Genomic DNA, 19014 nt, shown 5'->3' with positions numbered 1-19014 from the left:
ATGGCACTAAAACGAAGAACAAAAGTAAACGAAGCCTTCAGCATGGCATCCATGACCGACGTCATATTCCTGCTGTTGATCTTCTTTATGGTCACCTCTACGGTAGTCATTCCGAATGCCATCAAGGTAACATTGCCGCAGGCGAAGAAGCAGACGGCAGCCAAACCGCTCACGCGGGTTACCATCGATGCCAACCTGAATTACTACGTAGCATTCGGTAACCAACGGGAAACGCAGGTCACGTTCGACGAGATCACCCCGTTCCTGCAAGACAGTTACGCAAAAGAGCCCGAAATGTTCGTCGCCCTTTATGCAGACGAGACAGTTCCTTATAAAGAAATCGTAAAGATCCTGAACATAGCGAACGAAAATAAATTCAAGATGGTGCTTGCCACCCGTGCGCAGAAATAACAGATATGAAATTCAACAAAGATGACATATACAGTATAACCGGTTCGGTCGCATTCCACCTAGCGATCTTCCTGATCCTGTTGTTCACGGTACTACGTACGGAAATTCCGGAAGAAGACGGGGGTGTCCTTGTCAACTTCGGGAATGTAAACTCCGCCGCCGGTACCTTCGAACCTAAATACACCGGACAGGAACTGCCCCAGGAGACGACCACTCCTCCACCTCCACCCACTCCGCCGGTAGAAACACCGAAAGAGGAAGTGATCACGCAGGACATCGAAGAAAGTGTTGCCATAGCAGACGCTAAGAAGAAAGAAGAGCAACGCAAGAAAGAAGAAGAGCGTAAACGGAAAGAGGAAGAGGATCGCCGCAAACGGGAAGAGGCCGAAAAAAAACGCCTGGAAGAAGAACGTCGCAAGAAAGAGCAGGCCATCAGCAACCGTGTAGCCGGAGCATTCGGCATCGGCGGCGCTGAAGGGAACAGCCAGGGCGATGCAGAAAGCGGTGCAGGCAACCAGGGAAGTCCGTTCGGCAACTCCGACCACGGAGCTAACGAAGGCGTAGGAGGTTACGGTTCATTCAACCTGAACGGTCGTTCTATCGGAGCCGGAGGCTTGCCCCGCCCCGCTTACACGATCCAGGAAGAAGGAAAGATCGTGATCAACATTACGGTAGACCCGAAAGGGAATGTGATATTTGCAGAAATAGGAAGAGGTACCAACATCGACAACGCTTCCATGCGTAAGAGTGCCCTGGATGCCGCCAAACGTGCGAAGTTCAACAGCATCAGCGGAGCGAACAACCAGAGCGGTACGATCACCTACGTATACAAATTGAAATAGTTTTACTAACAAATATATAGAGGATGTGCGATAACTGGAAATCAGATATCAGCACTTCCTTTATTTTTTATTAAACACTTAAATTTATACAGTTATGATAACGCAATTATTAAAAATACCACCAGCATTGTCCGAAGAGACCGTCAAGTGTAAATTCACTCAATTAGCTGATTTATTATTCAATGAGTATGAAATAATAAAAGGAGAAAAAACATATGACTTCCTTGAAATAGAATTTTATTTTTATAGTAATAACCATCCAGATATCACGACATACAAAAGAAATATGCAAGCAGGCAGATGGCACACACATTTAAGTGGTATAGATATTTCTTTTGAGAGCAATACAGAATATTTTGGAGGCATTCTAATTAGAAGCATTATAGATAATAACAGAAAAGTCATCAATGGGCCTTTATGTACTCTATTTGAACTTTTTGATAATATTGATATAAAAGGAAGTAACGAAAACATTCCTCAACTCCAAAAAAAAGATAATCATAATAACATTCAAATCGAAACTACAACTCGTTTCAATATAAACTCAGGGAAATATAAAGACTGGGAATATCGTTTTTACAATGCATCCCAAGACATCAAATGGAAATCAAGCTATTCAGCAAACCCAACACATAGCAAACACCCTCAATAAAAGAAAATACAATGTATTACAATTATTTCATAACAACTATTATTATATTAAGCTTCTGTTCATTTTCCTCATCAGTAAAATCAGAACATATTGAAGAAAAGTATATATTGATTGAGGGAAAATCGGCTTATGACTCATTTAACTTTAAAGGAAAATCAACAGTTATCATAGGCTCTTTAGGAATGGAGTTTGTAACTAGTTATGTAAAAGATGAAGAATATCTCCGAATAGAATCAGAACCTAGTAATCTTTTGCTTAAAGTACAATCAAAAGATACAATCATAGGTGAAGGATTCGCTTCCGGCATTTATATTAAAGAATATTTATGGAAACAAGATCAAGCCTTAAGACAAAAGACACACCAATCCGAACCTATTGAAACTAAACAAACAGCTGCACTTTCTATCAAAAATAAAAAAAGGGAAGAAGAACATTGCAAGAAAGAGCCGGTCATTAATAATCGTATTGCCGGAGCATTTGGTATCGGCGGTACTGAAAGTAATAGCCAAGAAAATATAGACCACGTTACAGGTAACCAAGGAAGTCCGTTCGGTAACTCCGACCACGAAACCAATGAAAACGTAGGTGGTTACGGTTCATTAAACTTGAACGGTCGTTCTATCGGAGCCGGAGGCTTACCCCGCCCCGCTTACACGATCCTGAAAGAGGGTAAGATTATAATCAACATAACTGTAGATCCAAAAGGAAATGTTATATTTGCAGAAATAGGAAGAGGTACCAACATCGACAACGCTTCCATGCGTAAGAGTGCCCTGGATGCCGCCAAACGTGCTAAGTTCAACAGCATCAGCGGAGCAAACAACCAGAGCGGTACAATCACCTATGTATATAAACTTAAATAAAGGAAGTAATATGAAGAAAGCAATTGTATTTTTAGCCAACGGCTTCGAAGAAATGGAAGCCCTGGGCACAGTCGATATCCTGCGTCGCGGAGGTATCGAAGTAACAACTGTTTCCATCACTGACAATCCTGTTGTAACAGGGGCACACAATGTTCCGGTTACTGCCGATACGACGCTGGGAAAAGCAGACCTTGCCGGAGCCGATGCGCTTGTACTGCCCGGTGGCATGCCCGGGGCATCCAACCTGAACGACTCGGAACCGGTAAAAGAAGCCTTATTGCAGCAATACCGTGAAGGCCGCACCATAGCCGCCATCTGTGCAGCTCCGATGGTACTGGGCGGACTGGGCCTGTTGAAAGGCCGTAACGCTACCTGCTATCCCGGATTCGAACCGAAGCTGATCGGCGCCAATGCGACCGGCGAGATCGTGGAAGTTTCCGACAACGTCATCACCGGCAAAGGTCCGGGACTGGTCATGGATTTTGCCCTGGCTATCATTACAGCCCTCAAAGGAGAAGCCGTAGCTGAAGAGGTTGCCGCAGGACTATTGATTTAATCATCTGAAATAATATTTAAGAGCCGTGATATTTCTATACATATCACGGCTTTTTTTGTATGTTTGCAGCCGTTTTAGCAAAAGGTAAAAAGATGAACAATAATTTGAAAGGATTCGCATACGGCATTGCCACTTCGGCTACATTCGGTTTGATACCATTATTTACTCTGCCGCTTATGGCGAAAGGGATGCAGTTCGATTCGATCCTGTTCTATCGTTTTCTTTTTGCGTCGATAGCTCTTATCGGTATCATGGCAGTGAAAAAAGAATCCATGCGCATCGATAAAAGAGATATTCCCGTACTGATCCTGCTCGGCTTCTTTTACACAGCATCCGCCATGTTCCTTTTCTGGGGATATAATTTCATGTCGGCAGGGATAGCCACTACATTACATTTCACCTATCCGATATTCGTCACCCTTGTCATGCTGGTATTTTTCCGCGAAAAGACATCGTGGGTCACGCTGCTGGCGATCTGCCTGGCAATCTGCGGAGTCGCACGCCTGTCTATCAACGAGGGGGAAATGAAGCTGAGCGCATTGGGGGTCTTTATCGTACTGCTGTCGGCTGTCGGTTACGCCCTCTATATCACTACGGTCAATAAATCGAGAGTACACAATATGACAGGGAGGAAACTGACGTTCTATGTATTCATTGTCAGCACCCTCCTGTTTGCCGTTAAAGCAAGTACCAACGAAGGTATCCAGCCCATCCCCGACGCCGTGTCGGTAGTCAACCTGATATTGCTGGCCGTTGTCCCGACCGTCATCTCCAATATCACACTCGTACTCGCCGTCCATAATATCGGCGGGACACTCACAGCCGTACTGGGGGCAATGGAGCCTGTCACCGCCGTTTTCGTCGGCGTGCTGGTGTTCGGCGAACCGTTCACATTCAATCTGGCTACCGGTATTCTGCTTATTATCATTGCCGTAACGATGATCATCCTCTCCAAAACAATACAAAAAACCTTGCGTAGTTTACGCAGGACACTGATCCGTTAAAGATAACTTCCGGTCGTCTATAAAAAAATAAAAAGGGCAGTGTCATATAAAAGACGCTGCCCTTTTTATTTTATCTGTTTTTATCAGATTACCCTTTCACGATCTCTTCTTTTTCCTTGTCCCAATACATCGTACGTCCTTCCAGATAAGCATGTGTACCCATGTGGGCGGTCATGGCTTCCTGGAATGCAGCATCGATGTTACAGCTGGGTTGTTTTCCCTGGCGGATACATTCCAGCCATTCGCGGATATGGAGGTGAGTCGTGTCGTAACGCTTACCGCTTACATATGTATAAAGCAGACCGCGTTGAGCGAAGTACAACTCCGTAGGCGACGTAATGGCATCCACCGAATTTTGTCCCGGTATATAGGTATAGAACGGTTCGTTCGGTTTGATGATCCCCTTGTCGATCTTGTCTTTATAAATCTCGGAAGCAGGATCGGCTTTCAAAGTGATCGTATTGGACAATTCCATCTGGGCATCGTGTCCCATGATCACTTTTCCACGCGGACGGTTGCTTGCCAACGTGGCACTATACAACATCGTCATATCGCGGTCAGGAAATTCAAAGGTGGTCTGCAATACATCCGGCACGGTACGTCCGTCCTTGAAGAAATAGACACCACCGGAAGAGGTAGCCGAATGAGGGATACCTACACCGAATATCTGGTTGATCGCATCATATTCGTGTGTCAGCAAGTCACCGCTCAGTCCCGTACTGTAATCCCACCAGCAACGCCAGCGGAAGAAACGTTCCAGGCTGAACTTGTCGCGGGGATCAGGACCGATATACCGCTGCAGGTTGTTCGATGTCATATAGTCGGTATATTCCTTGATACGTTCTTCCGGTCCCTCGAACTGTTTCCAGTCGATCGTATCGGGAGAAGCACCTTCTATCAGCGGATAGACCCAGGCTCCGTTCGGATCGTTACGGTTGGTACAAACCTCGATCAACGAAACTTTACCGATCAGCCCCTTGTCGATGATCTCCTTGGCACGGATATAACTGTCGGTCTGTCGTCCCTGATGGCCTAACTGGAACACGATACCGGTCTCCTTCACCACCTGACGAACCGCATACGTTTCGGGAACCGTCCATGAAAGCGGTTTCTCTACATAGACATGCTTACCGGCTTTGGCTGCTTCCATCGCCATCGTACTGTGCCAATGGTCGGGAGTAGCAATGATCACGGCATCGATATCGTCTGCCGCCAACAATTCTTTATAGGTTCTGTAACGTGTCGGACGTTTACCGAACTTGCCGTTCGAACCTTCCCTGTGAATATTAGAAGCCGTCAGTGCAGCCGCTTCGCCATACACATCGAAAATATCGCATACGCCGGTCACTTCGATATTCAGGTCGTCCTGTTCCAGGAACTGCTCGTAACGTTTATCTTTACTATCATTTTTAGCCCCTTCGATCAATCCGTCGATCCAGGAAGGTTCGGCAAAACCTGCCGCACGCATCAACTGTTTACCGCGGATACCGAAACCGATCATCCCGATACGTATCTTTTTCCCATCCGGCTGGGCGGGAATCATACGATGTTCCTGATCGAAACGGAAAGCGCTACCCAGGCTCTTCGCTTCCTTATCGTGTTTCTGTTTCCTGTAGACGCCATAACCCAACGCCCCCAGCACAGGGATGGTTGCCAATGTTTTCAGGGCATTACGACGGCCTTCCGATTCAGGCCCTTTATTATCTTTCGGAGTATTGTTATTGTTCTCTGTTGCCATGATATTACATTAATTTGAGTTTAGACAATAAGGGGATCGCCTTTTTCAGGTAACGGTCCAGCCCGATAATATGAGAGGTGGGGAAAGCCAACAATACCGCCAGCGCAGCCATCTCGACCAGATTCTTGTCTATCCACAGATATGAACCTTCAAACGGCATCATATATTGTGCACCGATAAAAGAAGGGTGGGAAAGGTAATAAAACGCAAGCAATATCATTGCTCCGATAGAAGAGAGTTTGCTGAAAGCACCTGTTATCAGTCCGAGACCGATTAACAGCAGCGCCCATTCGTTCAGCACATTAACCATGTTCATCATAGCCGGATCACTAGCCAATCCAGCAAAAAAGTCAGACATAAAACCTTTGGAATCCAGGAGGTAAGGAAGCGATGTCCATTTAGGATTCAGGATCTTCACCAGTCCTTCGTAGGCAAAATGCCAGCCAATGAATAATCGCAGGACAACCATCGCGGTCAGCTGCGCAGAAGTGTAAGAATCTTTCTGTATCATTTCATGTATTTGATTTAACCTCGCAAATATAGGGATAAAATCCGGAGATAAAAGAAATGAAAAGATTTATGATACTACAACTTGCTACATTTAACCAAAATTTTGCTGCTATCGGCTAGTGTCGTAGCAAAAAGATACACATTTCCCCCATCCGTTATCTTTGTTCGTTTGCGTAATTCTTCGACGGACAACGGAAAATTGCGGACAGTCATATTCGCCTGAGGGATGTCTTTGGATAAACTTTTACATAGTTTTCCGGAAAAAGGATAGACCTCCTCGACAACGAAACATCTGCCGGGAAAGTCTTCGACCACGGTATCCGAGGTGTAGAGATGGCTGCTTACATGCAGTTTCGCCAATCCAAAACGGACAGCCACACTCTTAAAAGCTCCGGCTTTCAGTAAAGAAGCATTGGGTTCGTAAAAGAAACGACCGATCCGATCCGCCAACTGTAAAATCTCGGAACGTTCATCCTGTAATGTAAAAGCAAAAGCCTCCTCCCTCCCACTGCTATCATAATTAATACAATGGATAACCGGTGACATGACAGCAGTTACGCGTTCAGCAACACGTTCCATAACAAATAAAAGTTCCTTACATTCATTCTTTACGGACAGGACATGTACCTCTGTCGTCCCAGGCAGCAATTCGAGGGTTTGCCGAATATCGGCCATGGGGGATAACTTCGCTATTACTTTGGGAGCATGCCGGAAGAGTTCGGGTAAAAGTGCCGGTAAATCCGGTTCGCAATCCTGCAAGGCATAAACACGCTTATTGCCTTCACCGCGACGGGCCGGATCGATATAAAAGGCATCGACCCGGGGTAAACGGGAAGCCAATTCCGAACTGTCGCCTTCCACAACAGTGATATTATCAACCCCAAGGGCGGAAAAATTATTGCGCGCCGCATCACAGTAGGCGGGGAAACGTTCTATATAGGTGATCTGGCGGGCTTTTCGGGAGAAATAATAACTGTCGATTCCCAAACCGCCGGTCAGATCGCATAAGGTATCGCTTTCAGCAACCAGCCGTTGTTTATACAAAGCCGTCTGCTCGGACGAACATTGTTCGGCGGATATCTTCGAAGGAAACAACAAGGCATCGTTGGCATACCATGAAGGTAACTTCTCCCTGATCTGGCGACGGGCAGCAATCTGGTCTGCCGCAAAAGGAACATCGATCGAGGGATAGCGGGAAGCACTCAACAAGAGACGAGTCAGATCATCCCCTGCATGCTCTTTTACAAATTTCCGGAACTCTTCAGTCTGTTTCATTCCGCAAAGATAAGAAGAATTACCGTATGTAGATTTTTTCAAAAAAAAGTAGCGAATCATTTGCAGTTTGTCAGAGAATATCTATATTTGCTGCCGTAATAACAAAAAAGCAATGAGAACATTTATAGTAAATACATTTTGGTGGTGGCGCTCTTTACTCCTCAAACGGTCGTAAGGAACGCAGTCCTGTGTATATACTAAATCAAGATATCATAGAAAGGTCTGTCGCACTTGCGACAGGCCTTTTTTCTTTTAAAGCATTTTACGGAATACAATTAAAACAACATAGCAAAAAGATGAAAACGTATCAAGTTGACAAAAACGGTTATTATGGAGAGTTCGGCGGAGCGTATATCCCCGAGATACTTCACCAGTGTGTCGAAAAGTTACAGAACACATATCTGGAAGTACTGGAAAGTGAGAGTTTCAAACAGGAGTTCAATCTGTTACTCCGCGATTATGTAGGCCGCCCCTCTCCCCTTTACCTGGCCAAACGGTTAAGCGAAAAGTACGGCTGCAAGATCTATCTGAAACGGGAAGACCTGAATCATACGGGTGCCCATAAGATCAATAACACGATCGGGCAGATCTTGCTGGCACGCCGCATGGGTAAAACACGTATCATCGCAGAAACAGGCGCCGGACAGCATGGAGTAGCAACTGCTACCGTTTGCGCCCTGATGAACATGGAGTGTATTGTCTATATGGGTAAAACGGACGTGGAACGCCAGCATGCCAATGTACAGAAGATGGAGATGCTCGGTGCAACGGTCGTTCCGGTCACTTCCGGCAACATGACCCTGAAAGACGCGACGAACGAAGCGATCCGCGACTGGTGTTGTCATCCTTCCGATACGTATTATATCATCGGGTCTACTGTAGGCCCTCATCCTTATCCCGATATGGTTGCACGCCTGCAATCCGTTATCAGCGAAGAGATAAAAAAACAATTACAGGAAAAAGAAGGACGGGATCATCCGGATTATCTGATCGCTTGTGTAGGGGGAGGCAGTAATGCTGCCGGGACCATTTACCATTTTGTCGATGACGAACGAGTGAAGCTCGTGCTGGCGGAAGCCGGAGGAAAAGGGATTTGTTCGGGTCAAAGTGCCGCTACTATCCAACTGGGAAAGAAAGGGATTATCCACGGGGCACGGACCCTGGTGATGCAAAACGAAGACGGGCAGATAGAAGAACCTTATTCGATCTCCGCCGGACTGGATTATCCGGGCATCGGTCCGATCCATGCGAATCTTTCCGTTACTCACCGGGCTTCTATCCTGGCTGTCGACGACGATGAAGCATTGGAAGCGGCTTTCGAGCTGACACGGCTGGAAGGAATCATTCCTGCATTGGAAAGTGCGCATGCGCTGGGAGCACTCAGTAAGGTGAACTTCAAACCGGAAGACGTAGTGGTATTGACCGTTTCCGGACGTGGAGATAAAGATATGGATACGTATATTGAATACAAAAACAGAAAGTAACCGATGAAAAATTATCATTTCAAAACTATAAGCAAGCAGGTATTAGGCGACCTGCATACTCCCGTAAGTATTTATCTGAAAGTACGGGATATCTACCCGGAGTCGGCATTACTGGAAAGTTCCGACTTTCATGGAAATGAGAACAGCCTTTCTTTCATTGCTCTCTGTCCGCTAGCCAGTATCGGTATCAACAACGGAGAGAGTACAGCGGTTTTCCCCGACGGAAGCCGGGAGGTCACCCCTCTTACAGAAAATTACAATGTGGCAGATGCGATGAATGCCTTCCTTAGCCGTTACAGCATTGAAGGGGCGGATAAAAAAGTTTGCGGATTATTCGGTTACACGGCATTCGACGCAGTCCGTTACTTTGAAAATATCCCGGTGATGGAAGCTCACCACGAAGAGAACGATGCTCCCGATATGCTATACATTTTATATAAATACATCCTTGTATTCAACCATTTCAAAAACGAACTGACACTGGTCGAACTGCTGCAGGAAAACGAACAAAGCAACCTGCAGGAAATAGAGACACTGATCGAAAACCGTAACTATGCCTCCTATAACTTCCAGACTTCCGGACCGGAGACGTCTCCCATCACCGACGAAGAATACAGAGCATCGGTTCGCGAAGGGATCAAACATTGTCTGCGCGGCGATGTCTTCCAGATCGTACTCAGCCGTCGTTTCGAACAACCGTTCAAAGGGGATGATTTTAAAGTATATCGTGCATTGAGAAGTATCAACCCTTCGCCTTACCTGTTCTATTTCGACTTCGGCGGCTTCCGTATCTTCGGTTCCTCTCCTGAAACGCATTGCAAAGTGACGGACAGTCATGCCAGTATCGACCCGATCGCCGGAACAGCTTTCCGTACCGGAAATGTAGCCCTGGATAAACAGCGTACCGAAGCACTGCTTGCAGACCCGAAAGAGAATGCCGAACATGTGATGCTGGTAGACCTCGCCCGCAACGACCTGAGCCGTAATGCTCACAACGTACAGGTCGATTTCTATAAAGAAGTACAATACTACAGCCATGTGATCCATTTAGTTTCCCGTGTCAGCGGTGAAATAAACATCGACAGCAATCCGGTGAAAACATATATCGACACCTTTCCGGCAGGAACCCTCAGCGGTGCCCCGAAAGTGCGTGCCATGCAACTGATCACGGATATCGAGAAACACAACCGGGGAGCCTACGGCGGTTGTATCGGATTTATCGGCCTGAACGGCGATCTCAATCAGGCGATCACCATCCGTACATTCGTAAGCCGCGGCAACGTATTATATTACCAAGCAGGTGCCGGTATCGTAGCCAAAAGCAACGACGAACGGGAATTGCAGGAAGTGAACAACAAGCTGGGCGCTTTGAAAAAGGCAATCGACCTGGCAGAAAAACTGAAGAATTGAAAACAAACAACATTATGAGCAAGATATTATTATTCGATAATTACGATTCCTTCACTTATAATTTATTACACATTCTGAAGGAACTAGGTGCAGATGTTGAAGTACACCGCAATGATAAAATATCACTGGAAGAAGTGGACCGTTTCGACAAGATACTCCTTTCACCCGGTCCCGGCATTCCCGAAGAGGCAGGTATCCTGCTTCCTCTGATCCGCAGATATGCCCCGACAAAAAGCATCCTGGGTGTTTGCTTGGGTGAACAAGCCATCGGCGAAGCTTTCGGAGCAACCCTGATCAATCTGACAGACGTACACCACGGTGTTTGTTCCGATATAAAAGTAATAGCTAAAGAACCGCTGTTCGCCGGACTGGAACCCGGATTTCGTGCCGGACGTTATCACTCCTGGGTCGTATCACGCGAGAATTTTCCTGATTGCCTGGAAATAACAGCCGAGGATATGGAAGAGAAACAGATCATGGCTTTACGCCACCGTACTTACGACGTAAGGGGTATTCAGTTCCATCCGGAATCCGTACTGACTCCCAAAGGAAAAACTATCATAGAAAATTGGTTGAACACAGTTTCACTATGAAGAAACACTTGTTTCTACAGTATGAAACAGTTGTTTCATTAAGGTGAAACAAACAACACCTCTAGAGATAATTTATAAAAGAAGAAGAGTTATGAAAGATATATTATACAGATTATTCGAACATCAGTATCTGGGACGGGATGAAGCACGGCAGATACTTCAAAATATGGCGGCCGGACAATATAACGATTCACAGATTGCCAGCCTGATCACCGTCTATCTGATGCGTAACATCGCCGTAGAGGAATTGAGCGGATTCCGCGAAGCACTGCTCGAAATGCGGGTTCCGGTCGATCTGTCGGATTACAAGCCTATCGACATTGTCGGGACAGGCGGCGACGGTAAAAACACGTTCAATATAAGTACAGCCTCCTGCTTTGTTGTTGCGGGAGCGGGTTACAATGTGGTAAAACATGGTAACTACGGAGCAACTTCCGTCAGTGGGGCAAGTAACGTCATGGAGCAACATGGCGTGAAGTTCACGAACGATATCGACAAACTGCGTCAGAGCATGGACGCCTGCCATATCGCTTATCTGCATGCTCCGCTGTTCAACCCGGCATTAAAGGCTGTAGCTCCGGTACGTAAAAGTCTGGGAGTACGTAGTTTCTTCAATATGCTCGGCCCGCTGGTAAATCCGGTAATGCCTGCTTATCAGCTGCTAGGTGTATATAACCTGCCATTACTCCGCCTGTACAGCTATACTTATCAGGAAAGCGGAACACGCTTTGCAGTCGTTCACAGCCTGGACGGGTTCGATGAAATATCGCTGACGACAGAGTTTAAGGTTGCTATGCCGGAGAAAGAAAAGCTTTATACACCGGAAATGCTGGGCTTCACCCGTTGTACGGAAGCGGACCTCGACGGAGGCCAGACTGTCGAAGATGCCGCCCGCATTTTCGATAGTGTAATGCACAACACGGCAACCCCGGCACAAAAGAATTGCGTAATCGCTAATTCCGCTTTTGCCATCCAGGTAATCTGCCCTGAAAAGAAGATAGAAACCTGTATCGACGAAGCCCGCGAATCGTTGGAAAGCGGTAAGGCTCTAGCAACATTAAAGAAGTTTATTTCATTAAACAATTAACTATGAAAGATATATTACAAGACATCATAGCCAACAAACGCATTGAAGTAGACCGCCAGAAACAAGCCGTCCGTCTTCAAACTCTGCTGGCATTGGGCGGTGAGCGTCTGGAACGTACCACTTACTCGATGCGTGCGTCACTGGCGGCTTCCTCATCCGGTATCATCGCCGAGTTCAAACGCAAAAGTCCGTCAAAGGGTTGGTTACATCCTGATGCAGCCGTTGCAGAGGTAATCCCTGCCTATAAGGAAGCCGGGGCATCGGCCTGTTCTATCCTCACCGACCCGCAGTTCTTCGGCGGTTCGCTGGGTGACCTGTGCGCGGCACGTAAACTGGTCGATATCCCACTGTTGCGGAAAGATTTTATCATCGATGAATACCAGCTTTATCAAGCCCGCGTCATGGGGGCCGATGCCGTTCTGCTGATCGCCGCCTGCCTCACACCGGACCAATGTCTGGAGCTGGCAGAACTGGCACACACACTGCAACTGGAGACCCTACTGGAAATCCACAGCGAAGCAGAGTTGGATTATCTGAATCCGCATATCGACATGCTGGGGGTGAACAACCGCAACCTCGGAACCTTCCACACGGATGTAGCGAACTCTTTCCGCCTGGCAGAGAAAATACAGGAGATAGTCAAAGAAAAGGACCTTGCTCCTCTTCTGGTCTCAGAAAGTGGTATTTCATCTACAGAGACAGTCTCTCAATTACGTGAAGCCGGTTTCCGAGGCTTCCTGATCGGCGAAACATTTATGAAAACCGAGCAACCGGGCGAAACCCTGGCTGCCTTTATCGGAGGTCTGCCATGCTGATCAAAGTCTGTGGCATGAGGGATCCGGAAAATATCCGGCAGGTGGCAATGACAGGGATCGATTGGATGGGATTCATCTTTTACGCTCGCTCCGCTCGCTCAATTGACAGTAGACAGTGGACAGTGGACAGTTTAAAGAAAACTGACAGCCCCTCCAACTGTCAACTGTCAACTGTCATCTGTCAACTTAAAAGAGTCGGTGTCTTCGTCAATGCGACTCCCGAATACATGATGGAAACAGCCAATCTGTATAAACTCGACTATTTACAGTTGCATGGTAATGAATCACCTGACACATGTTACGCACTGCAAAAGCGGGGTTATGCAATCATCAAAGCATTCTCTATCGCTTCGGCCGACGACCTGACTTGCACGACCGAATATGAAGAACGTACCGACTATTTCTTGTTCGACACCAAATGCAACAGTTATGGTGGTTCCGGTAAACAATTCGACTGGTCGGTACTAGCTTCTTACAAAGGAAACACACCGTTCCTGCTCAGCGGTGGTATCGCCCCTGACAGTGTAGATGCCGTCAGGAATTTCCGGCATCCCCAACTGGCAGGCATCGACCTGAACAGTGGGTTTGAGACCGAACCGGGCATGAAGGATGCAGAAAAGATAAAAACGTTTATAGATAAGATAAAGAAATAATAAAAAGATAAGGATATGAATCGTATTACAAACTTATTCGAAACAAAAAAGAACGGCATCCTGTCCGTTTATTTTACAGCCGGTTATCCGCAGTTGAACGATACGGTAACCATTCTGAAAGAGTTGGAAGCAAAAGGCATTAATATGGTTGAAGTGGGTATCCCCTTCTCCGACCCGATGGCTGATGGTCCTGTGATCCAGGAAGCTGCAACCCAGGCTTTGCGCAACGGCATGTCACTCCACCGCCTGTTCGACCAGTTGAAGGATATACGGAAAGAAGTTCAAATGCCGCTGGTATTGATGGGATACCTCAATCCTATTATGCAATTCGGCTTCGAGGCGTTCTGTAAGAAGTGTGTGGAAGTTGGTATAGACGGTGTGATCATCCCCGACCTCCCATTCGCCGATTATATGTCCGACTACAAAGAAACAGCCGATCGCTACGACCTGAAACTGATCATGCTGATCACTCCGGAAACTTCCGAAGACCGTATCCGCCTGATCGACGAACATACTTCCGGCTTTATTTATATGGTATCGAGTGCCGCCACTACCGGAGCACAACAGAGTTTCGACGATCAGAAGCAAGCATACTTCCGCCGTATCAACGCAATGAACCTGCAGAATCCCCGTTTAGTTGGTTTCGGCATCTCCAACAAAGCAACTTTCGATGCAGCATCCTCCAACTCTTCCGGTGCCATCATCGGCAGTAAGTTTATTCAATTGCTGAAAAGTGAAAAGACTATTCCCGACGCGGTAGATAAATTGTTGGAAGCATTAAAAAAATAAATGTCTGCTGAAGGATATATCTCTTACAGAAAGCCGATGGGTATCCATTGATAAAGTATCCCCATCGGCTTTTGCTTGCAAAAACATTATCAAGGTTACACGAATTTTCCGGTCAATCTTCTACTGATCAGAATCCACTCCTACCATCTGACCAAAGCCAATAAACAGGTTCATTTATCAGAACAAAACTTCATCGTATTTTCCTCTTAACTGAATACGCTTTTCGCAGTGCTCATCGAGCCATGCCTGAGCTTCTTCTGCCAGTTGATAGGGCATTATCAATATAAACCTGCGGTATCACCAGTAAGAATAAACTTATCACCGACAGCGAAATTGATGTCTCCAGGAACTTTCAATGCATTTTCCAGTTCGTTTACCTTTAGCTTAAATTGCTTCAGTTCATTATTCCAACTGCCTTAAACACTGTGTAAGTTCACCTCTACAGCGATTTGAATGATATTCAACTTTACTCTGTTACATGAAAAGGCATATTGCAAGCATCTACAGCAGCTTGTTGACAGATTCTAAAATTATTTTCAGTAACAGAAATACTTCCAAGTAGTCTCAAAAATGGAGTATCAAAAATCTGAATATCGTAAACGGGAGCTATTAATGCCTGAAAGAATGTACAGGAGGCAGTATATATTCCTACTCCTTGATCCAGATGGCGAAAATCACGGGTAATATCTAACGGGGGATTATCAAGAGGAGTATTCCTTAAATTCTGAATCGCGGTACCAATCGGTACTACAATATCTATATCGGATTGACCCATCATTATTTTAGTCGCATTGATGATATCGTAGTACATCTTCATTTGATTATATCCATACTTGCCAAAAATTTCCTCTGTACATCCGGTTCCATATGCCCAAGACATTTGCCAAACAAAAACCGGCGTAGAGTTTTTACATTCTTTTTTTGCTATATCAATCAAATTGGAAAGATAAGGTTGATACGTTTGAAATCTTCCAGCCTCATTAGATACTTGTTGAAAGGTTATGATATCCCAATCTGCATACTGTAAAGCTTGTTTCAATGTGGATTTTTCCGATATTGTTTTCCATTTCAAATGATCATCAGTTATCTGATAGTATCCTTCGGAAGAATTATTCATGTAGTTATTATAATATTGTTTCAGATATCCACCACCAATGAGTAGGCGTCCAATACAAATATTATTTATACCTGCCGATTGAATGATATTAGGTAATATATTTGTTGCATCCTCCGTAAAGCTATTTCCTATACATAATATTTTTAAAGATTTAGGATGTACCGGGAGTGGTTGCTTATCATGGTTAGTCAGATTACCATTTTTCTGATTAACAAATCTAAGCAATGTTTTATCGGTAAAATAAAAATAAAAGAAATTGGGTGACTGTACTATATTTTTAATTGCAGGAGCATCCGGAGCATCCAGCGGCATATTTACCGCTATGTTTGTCCTCCCCTCATTTATTATCCAATTTCCTTTAGTGTCTACATCTATAGACCGTAATTCTGCATTTGTATTGCTCGCCTTTATATTTGTATTTTTTCCATTTATACACCAATAGCTCTTTTCTATCTTTGTATAAAAGAGACCCTTACTTAATACAAAATCAACCTCACTATTATCACTGAATACTATTTTATAGGAACCAGACATTTCTTTAATATCCCGTATGGATAATCCTTTTTGTAAAGCTTGCAGTAGATATTCCGGTGTAATTTTTAAAATTTCATCATTACTATCATCTTTTTTTGAACATGATACGTTCAAAATGAAAAATAGGATAAACAAAATATAAACTTTCATGCTTGTGTGTTTTAGAATACAAATATATAATACTAATTGATTTTCTAAGATTTCTCAACAAAGTAAATAGTTTAAACAATCAATGATTTAACAAAACCACCTAAATAAATTGCTATTTATTAAAAAATAAATCACCGAGCAGTTAAACTATACCCATTGAGTTGCTTAAAGGGAGATTCTCCATCAGATTGTGTAAATAGAAAACTATGTGATTCTTCGAGAGCACTGAAAAGGTCTCTTCATTTAGCGTATCCTTCTACTGATATGCTAAAATTTCATTTTGTATGCTTCACGGAGTCTTTAAAAGTGTTTTCATTGGATACTGTACGCCCAAGCGTCTTTTTTCTCAGACTAATTTAAGAGCGGAAAGCGAGGGATTCGAACCCCCGGTACAGTTACCCGTACACCGCATTTCGAGTGCGGCCCATTCGACCACTCTGGCAGCTTTCCCGGTCGTTTGCGTGACAAATGTATGAAAAATTTCATACCGTTATCCTCCGGAAGCTCTTTTTTTCAATAAGAATACTACTGTGCAGACCGGTGCGACACTATAGTACTATGAATACTAGCCTTATAGTGTCAATGGGTATAGCACTACTGCACTAAAAAAACAGATACCATAATGCAAAAAGGGAGTAGCCTCCCGGTACTCCCCTCCTATCGTGTTAACGAATTATACGTTATTATTTGAAATAACGATTATATAAACCTTCGAAGCCTTTACCATGGCGAGCTTCGTCCTTACACATTTCATGTACAGTATCGTGGATAGCATCCAGGTTCTGCTGCTTAGCTAACGTTGCGATACGTTTTTTGTCTTCGCATGCACCAGCTTCAGCTTCCATACGTTTTTTCAGGTTCGTTTTTGTATCCCAAACAACGTCACCCAGCAATTCTGCAAACTTAGCTGCATGTTCTGCTTCTTCCCATGCGTAACGCTTGAATGCTTCTGCTACTTCCGGATAACCTTCACGATCAGCCTGACGACTCATAGCCAGATACATACCAACCTCAGTACATTCACCCATAAAGTGAGCGTTCAGCCCTTCAAGGATAACAGGGTCAACACCTTTAGCTACGCCTAATACATGTTCGTCAACAAACTGCAAAGCACCTGTTGTTTCTACCAGTTCTTTGAACTTGCTTTTCGGTTGTTTACATTGCGGACAGAATTCAGGAGCTTCATCACCTTCATGAACATAACCACATACTGTGCAGATCCATTTCTTTTTCATCTTTGTAAAATTTTATTGGTTGTAAAACTATTAGTATATATAATCATTGTTATTTGCTGCGACAAAATTAACCAAACAAATCTAAAAGGCAAATGATCGCCAATAGATATATTCTATCTGTTAATTGATAAAAACTATGGAACTTATTTCAAACGGGAAGTGTTAGATTATAAAACTTACATATATTATGGATACATCAAAGATTAAAAGCCTGTTAGGCGACAAAGCGGAGTATTTACTTGGTCATACCTGCAAAACGATTGACAAATCGCTGATACATATTCCATCTCCTTCAACAGTGGATGATATCTGGATCAATACCGACAGAAATATTCAGACATTAAATAATTTACAGAGGATGCTGGGAAGCGGACGCTTGGCCAATACCGGCTATTTGTCCATTCTTCCGGTAGATCAGGATATAGAACATACGGCAGGTGCTTCATTTGCCCCCAACCCCATCTACTTCGACCCGGAAAATATCGTGAAGCTGGCTATCGAAGGTGGCTGCAATGCAGTAGCTTCCACATTCGGAAACTTAGGAGTAGTGGCACGTAAATATGCACACAAAATCCCGTTCCTCGTAAAACTAAATCATAACGAATTGCTTACTTATCCGAACAGTTACAATCAGGTAATGTTCGGCACGGTCAAAGAGGCTTGGAATATGGGTGCCGCCGCCGTTGGTGCTACGATCTATTTCGGTTCTGCCGAAAGCCGTGACCAATTGGTTGAAATAGCAGATGCATTCGAATATGCCCATGAGTTGGGTATGGCAACTGTCCTCTGGTGCTATTTAAGAAACAATGATTTCAAGAAAGAGGGTGTCGATTATCATGCGGCTGCCGACCTTACCGGACAGGCAAACCATCTGGGCGTTACCATCAAAGCCGATATCGTAAAACAGAAACTGCCGACAAACAACGGAGGTTTTACTGCCATCAACTTCGGCAAAGTGGATAAAAAGATGTACACCGAACTGGCAACCGAACATCCGATCGACCTTTGCCGCTACCAGGTTGCAAACGGTTATATGGGACGTGTCGGACTGATCAACTCCGGCGGCGAATCACACGGAGCTTCCGACCTGAAGGATGCCGTTACTACAGCCGTCATCAATAAACGGGCCGGCGGTATGGGCCTGATCAGCGGACGTAAAGCATTCCAACGCTCCATGAAGGATGGCGTCGAACTGCTACACACCATTCAGGACGTATATCTGGACCCGGAAATTACAATCGCATAAGTAATAACGATTAAATAGAACACCCGGAAAACTCACCATTGATTATGGAA

The 19014-nt window shown here is 44.8% G+C and carries 19 protein-coding genes and 1 tRNA gene; 14 read left to right on the top strand and 6 right to left on the bottom strand.

What is annotated here, in order from left to right; translation table 11 throughout:
• From DWX23_RS08415 to DWX23_RS08390, 6 genes are all read left to right on the top strand, one after another.
• A complete protein-coding gene (locus tag DWX23_RS08415; protein ID WP_007658774.1) occupies positions 1 to 411 on the top strand; it encodes a biopolymer transporter ExbD in 411 nt (136 codons plus the stop codon).
• A 5-nt stretch (positions 412 to 416) separates the two neighbouring features.
• Positions 417 to 1253 carry an energy transducer TonB gene (locus DWX23_RS08410; RefSeq protein ID WP_122353069.1) on the top strand — a complete coding sequence of 279 codons (837 nt, stop codon included), beginning with the start codon at positions 417 to 419 and terminating at the stop codon, positions 1251 to 1253.
• A gap of 94 nt (positions 1254 to 1347) precedes the next feature.
• On the top strand, positions 1348 to 1905 hold the full coding sequence (locus DWX23_RS08405) for a hypothetical protein (protein ID WP_122374140.1): 558 nt from the start codon (positions 1348 to 1350) through the stop codon (positions 1903 to 1905).
• A gap of 11 nt (positions 1906 to 1916) precedes the next feature.
• A complete protein-coding gene (locus tag DWX23_RS25130; protein WP_233587543.1) occupies positions 1917 to 2768 on the top strand; it encodes an energy transducer TonB in 852 nt (283 codons plus the stop codon).
• A gap of 10 nt (positions 2769 to 2778) precedes the next feature.
• The gene (locus DWX23_RS08395) at positions 2779 to 3324 is read left to right on the top strand and encodes a DJ-1 family glyoxalase III (RefSeq protein WP_122374179.1); all 546 of its coding nucleotides are present in this window, start codon (positions 2779 to 2781) and stop codon (positions 3322 to 3324) included.
• A 92-nt stretch (positions 3325 to 3416) separates the two neighbouring features.
• Positions 3417 to 4328 carry a DMT family transporter gene (locus tag DWX23_RS08390; RefSeq protein WP_199673243.1) on the top strand — a complete coding sequence of 304 codons (912 nt, stop codon included), beginning with the start codon at positions 3417 to 3419 and terminating at the stop codon, positions 4326 to 4328.
• A gap of 88 nt (positions 4329 to 4416) precedes the next feature.
• On the opposite strand, the gene DWX23_RS08385 is transcribed toward DWX23_RS08390, so the two are convergent.
• The 3 genes from DWX23_RS08385 to DWX23_RS08375 form a co-directional block, all read right to left on the bottom strand.
• Positions 4417 to 6066, bottom strand: coding sequence for a Gfo/Idh/MocA family protein (locus DWX23_RS08385; protein ID WP_122353066.1), 1650 nt, complete (start codon positions 6064 to 6066; stop codon positions 4417 to 4419).
• Positions 6067 to 6070: 4 nt separating this feature from the next.
• Complete coding sequence (locus DWX23_RS08380; protein WP_122374138.1) at positions 6071 to 6577, bottom strand: DoxX family membrane protein; 507 nt, start codon at positions 6575 to 6577, stop codon at positions 6071 to 6073.
• Positions 6578 to 6651: 74 nt separating this feature from the next.
• Positions 6652 to 7851, bottom strand: coding sequence for an SAM-dependent methyltransferase (locus tag DWX23_RS08375; RefSeq protein ID WP_122374137.1), 1200 nt, complete (start codon positions 7849 to 7851; stop codon positions 6652 to 6654).
• 296 nt (positions 7852 to 8147) lie between these two features.
• Here DWX23_RS08375 and trpB point away from each other — a divergent pair, with 296 nt between their 5' ends.
• The 7 genes from trpB (at position 8148) to trpA (ending at position 14682) form a co-directional block, all read left to right on the top strand.
• On the top strand, positions 8148 to 9335 hold the full coding sequence (trpB, locus tag DWX23_RS08365) for a tryptophan synthase subunit beta (RefSeq protein WP_122353063.1): 1188 nt from the start codon (positions 8148 to 8150) through the stop codon (positions 9333 to 9335).
• A gap of 3 nt (positions 9336 to 9338) precedes the next feature.
• On the top strand, positions 9339 to 10745 hold the full coding sequence (locus DWX23_RS08360) for an anthranilate synthase component I family protein (RefSeq protein ID WP_122353062.1): 1407 nt from the start codon (positions 9339 to 9341) through the stop codon (positions 10743 to 10745).
• Positions 10746 to 10759: 14 nt separating this feature from the next.
• On the top strand, positions 10760 to 11338 hold the full coding sequence (locus tag DWX23_RS08355; RefSeq protein WP_122374136.1) for an aminodeoxychorismate/anthranilate synthase component II: 579 nt from the start codon (positions 10760 to 10762) through the stop codon (positions 11336 to 11338).
• A gap of 91 nt (positions 11339 to 11429) precedes the next feature.
• On the top strand, positions 11430 to 12425 hold the full coding sequence (trpD, locus tag DWX23_RS08350) for an anthranilate phosphoribosyltransferase (protein WP_122353060.1): 996 nt from the start codon (positions 11430 to 11432) through the stop codon (positions 12423 to 12425).
• A 2-nt stretch (positions 12426 to 12427) separates the two neighbouring features.
• Positions 12428 to 13240 (top strand): indole-3-glycerol phosphate synthase TrpC, encoded by an 813-nt coding sequence (gene trpC, locus DWX23_RS08345; RefSeq protein WP_122374135.1) that lies wholly within the window; start codon positions 12428 to 12430, stop codon positions 13238 to 13240.
• Positions 13234 to 13893, top strand: coding sequence for a phosphoribosylanthranilate isomerase (locus DWX23_RS08340; RefSeq protein WP_122374134.1), 660 nt, complete (start codon positions 13234 to 13236; stop codon positions 13891 to 13893). The genes trpC and DWX23_RS08340 overlap by 7 nt, the downstream gene beginning before the upstream one ends.
• 15 nt (positions 13894 to 13908) lie before the next feature.
• The gene (trpA, locus tag DWX23_RS08335; protein WP_122374133.1) at positions 13909 to 14682 is read left to right on the top strand and encodes a tryptophan synthase subunit alpha; all 774 of its coding nucleotides are present in this window, start codon (positions 13909 to 13911) and stop codon (positions 14680 to 14682) included.
• Between the two features lie 466 nt (positions 14683 to 15148).
• Here trpA and DWX23_RS08325 read toward each other — a convergent pair whose 3' ends face one another.
• The 3 genes from DWX23_RS08325 to DWX23_RS08315 all read right to left on the bottom strand — a co-directional run bounded on the left by DWX23_RS08325 (position 15149) and on the right by DWX23_RS08315 (position 17718).
• Positions 15149 to 16483 (bottom strand): DUF4886 domain-containing protein, encoded by a 1335-nt coding sequence (locus DWX23_RS08325; RefSeq protein WP_122374132.1) that lies wholly within the window; start codon positions 16481 to 16483, stop codon positions 15149 to 15151.
• Between the two features lie 363 nt (positions 16484 to 16846).
• Positions 16847 to 16933: transfer RNA gene (locus DWX23_RS08320), tRNA-Ser, on the bottom strand.
• A 233-nt stretch (positions 16934 to 17166) separates the two neighbouring features.
• Positions 17167 to 17718: an NADH peroxidase gene (locus DWX23_RS08315; RefSeq protein WP_007652517.1), complete on the bottom strand. Its 552-nt coding sequence runs from the start codon at positions 17716 to 17718 to the stop codon at positions 17167 to 17169.
• A gap of 187 nt (positions 17719 to 17905) precedes the next feature.
• Between DWX23_RS08315 and DWX23_RS08310 the strand changes: the two genes are divergently transcribed.
• Positions 17906 to 18964 carry a class I fructose-bisphosphate aldolase gene (locus DWX23_RS08310; RefSeq protein WP_122353054.1) on the top strand — a complete coding sequence of 353 codons (1059 nt, stop codon included), beginning with the start codon at positions 17906 to 17908 and terminating at the stop codon, positions 18962 to 18964.
• The last annotated feature ends 50 nt before the right edge of the window (positions 18965 to 19014 follow it).

The organism is Parabacteroides sp. AF18-52 (assembly GCF_003479145.1).
GTDB lineage: Bacteria > Bacteroidota > Bacteroidia > Bacteroidales > Tannerellaceae > Parabacteroides > Parabacteroides faecis.
Note: the sequence above shows the minus strand (reverse complement) of the source record. Positions and strands in the feature narration are given on the sequence as shown.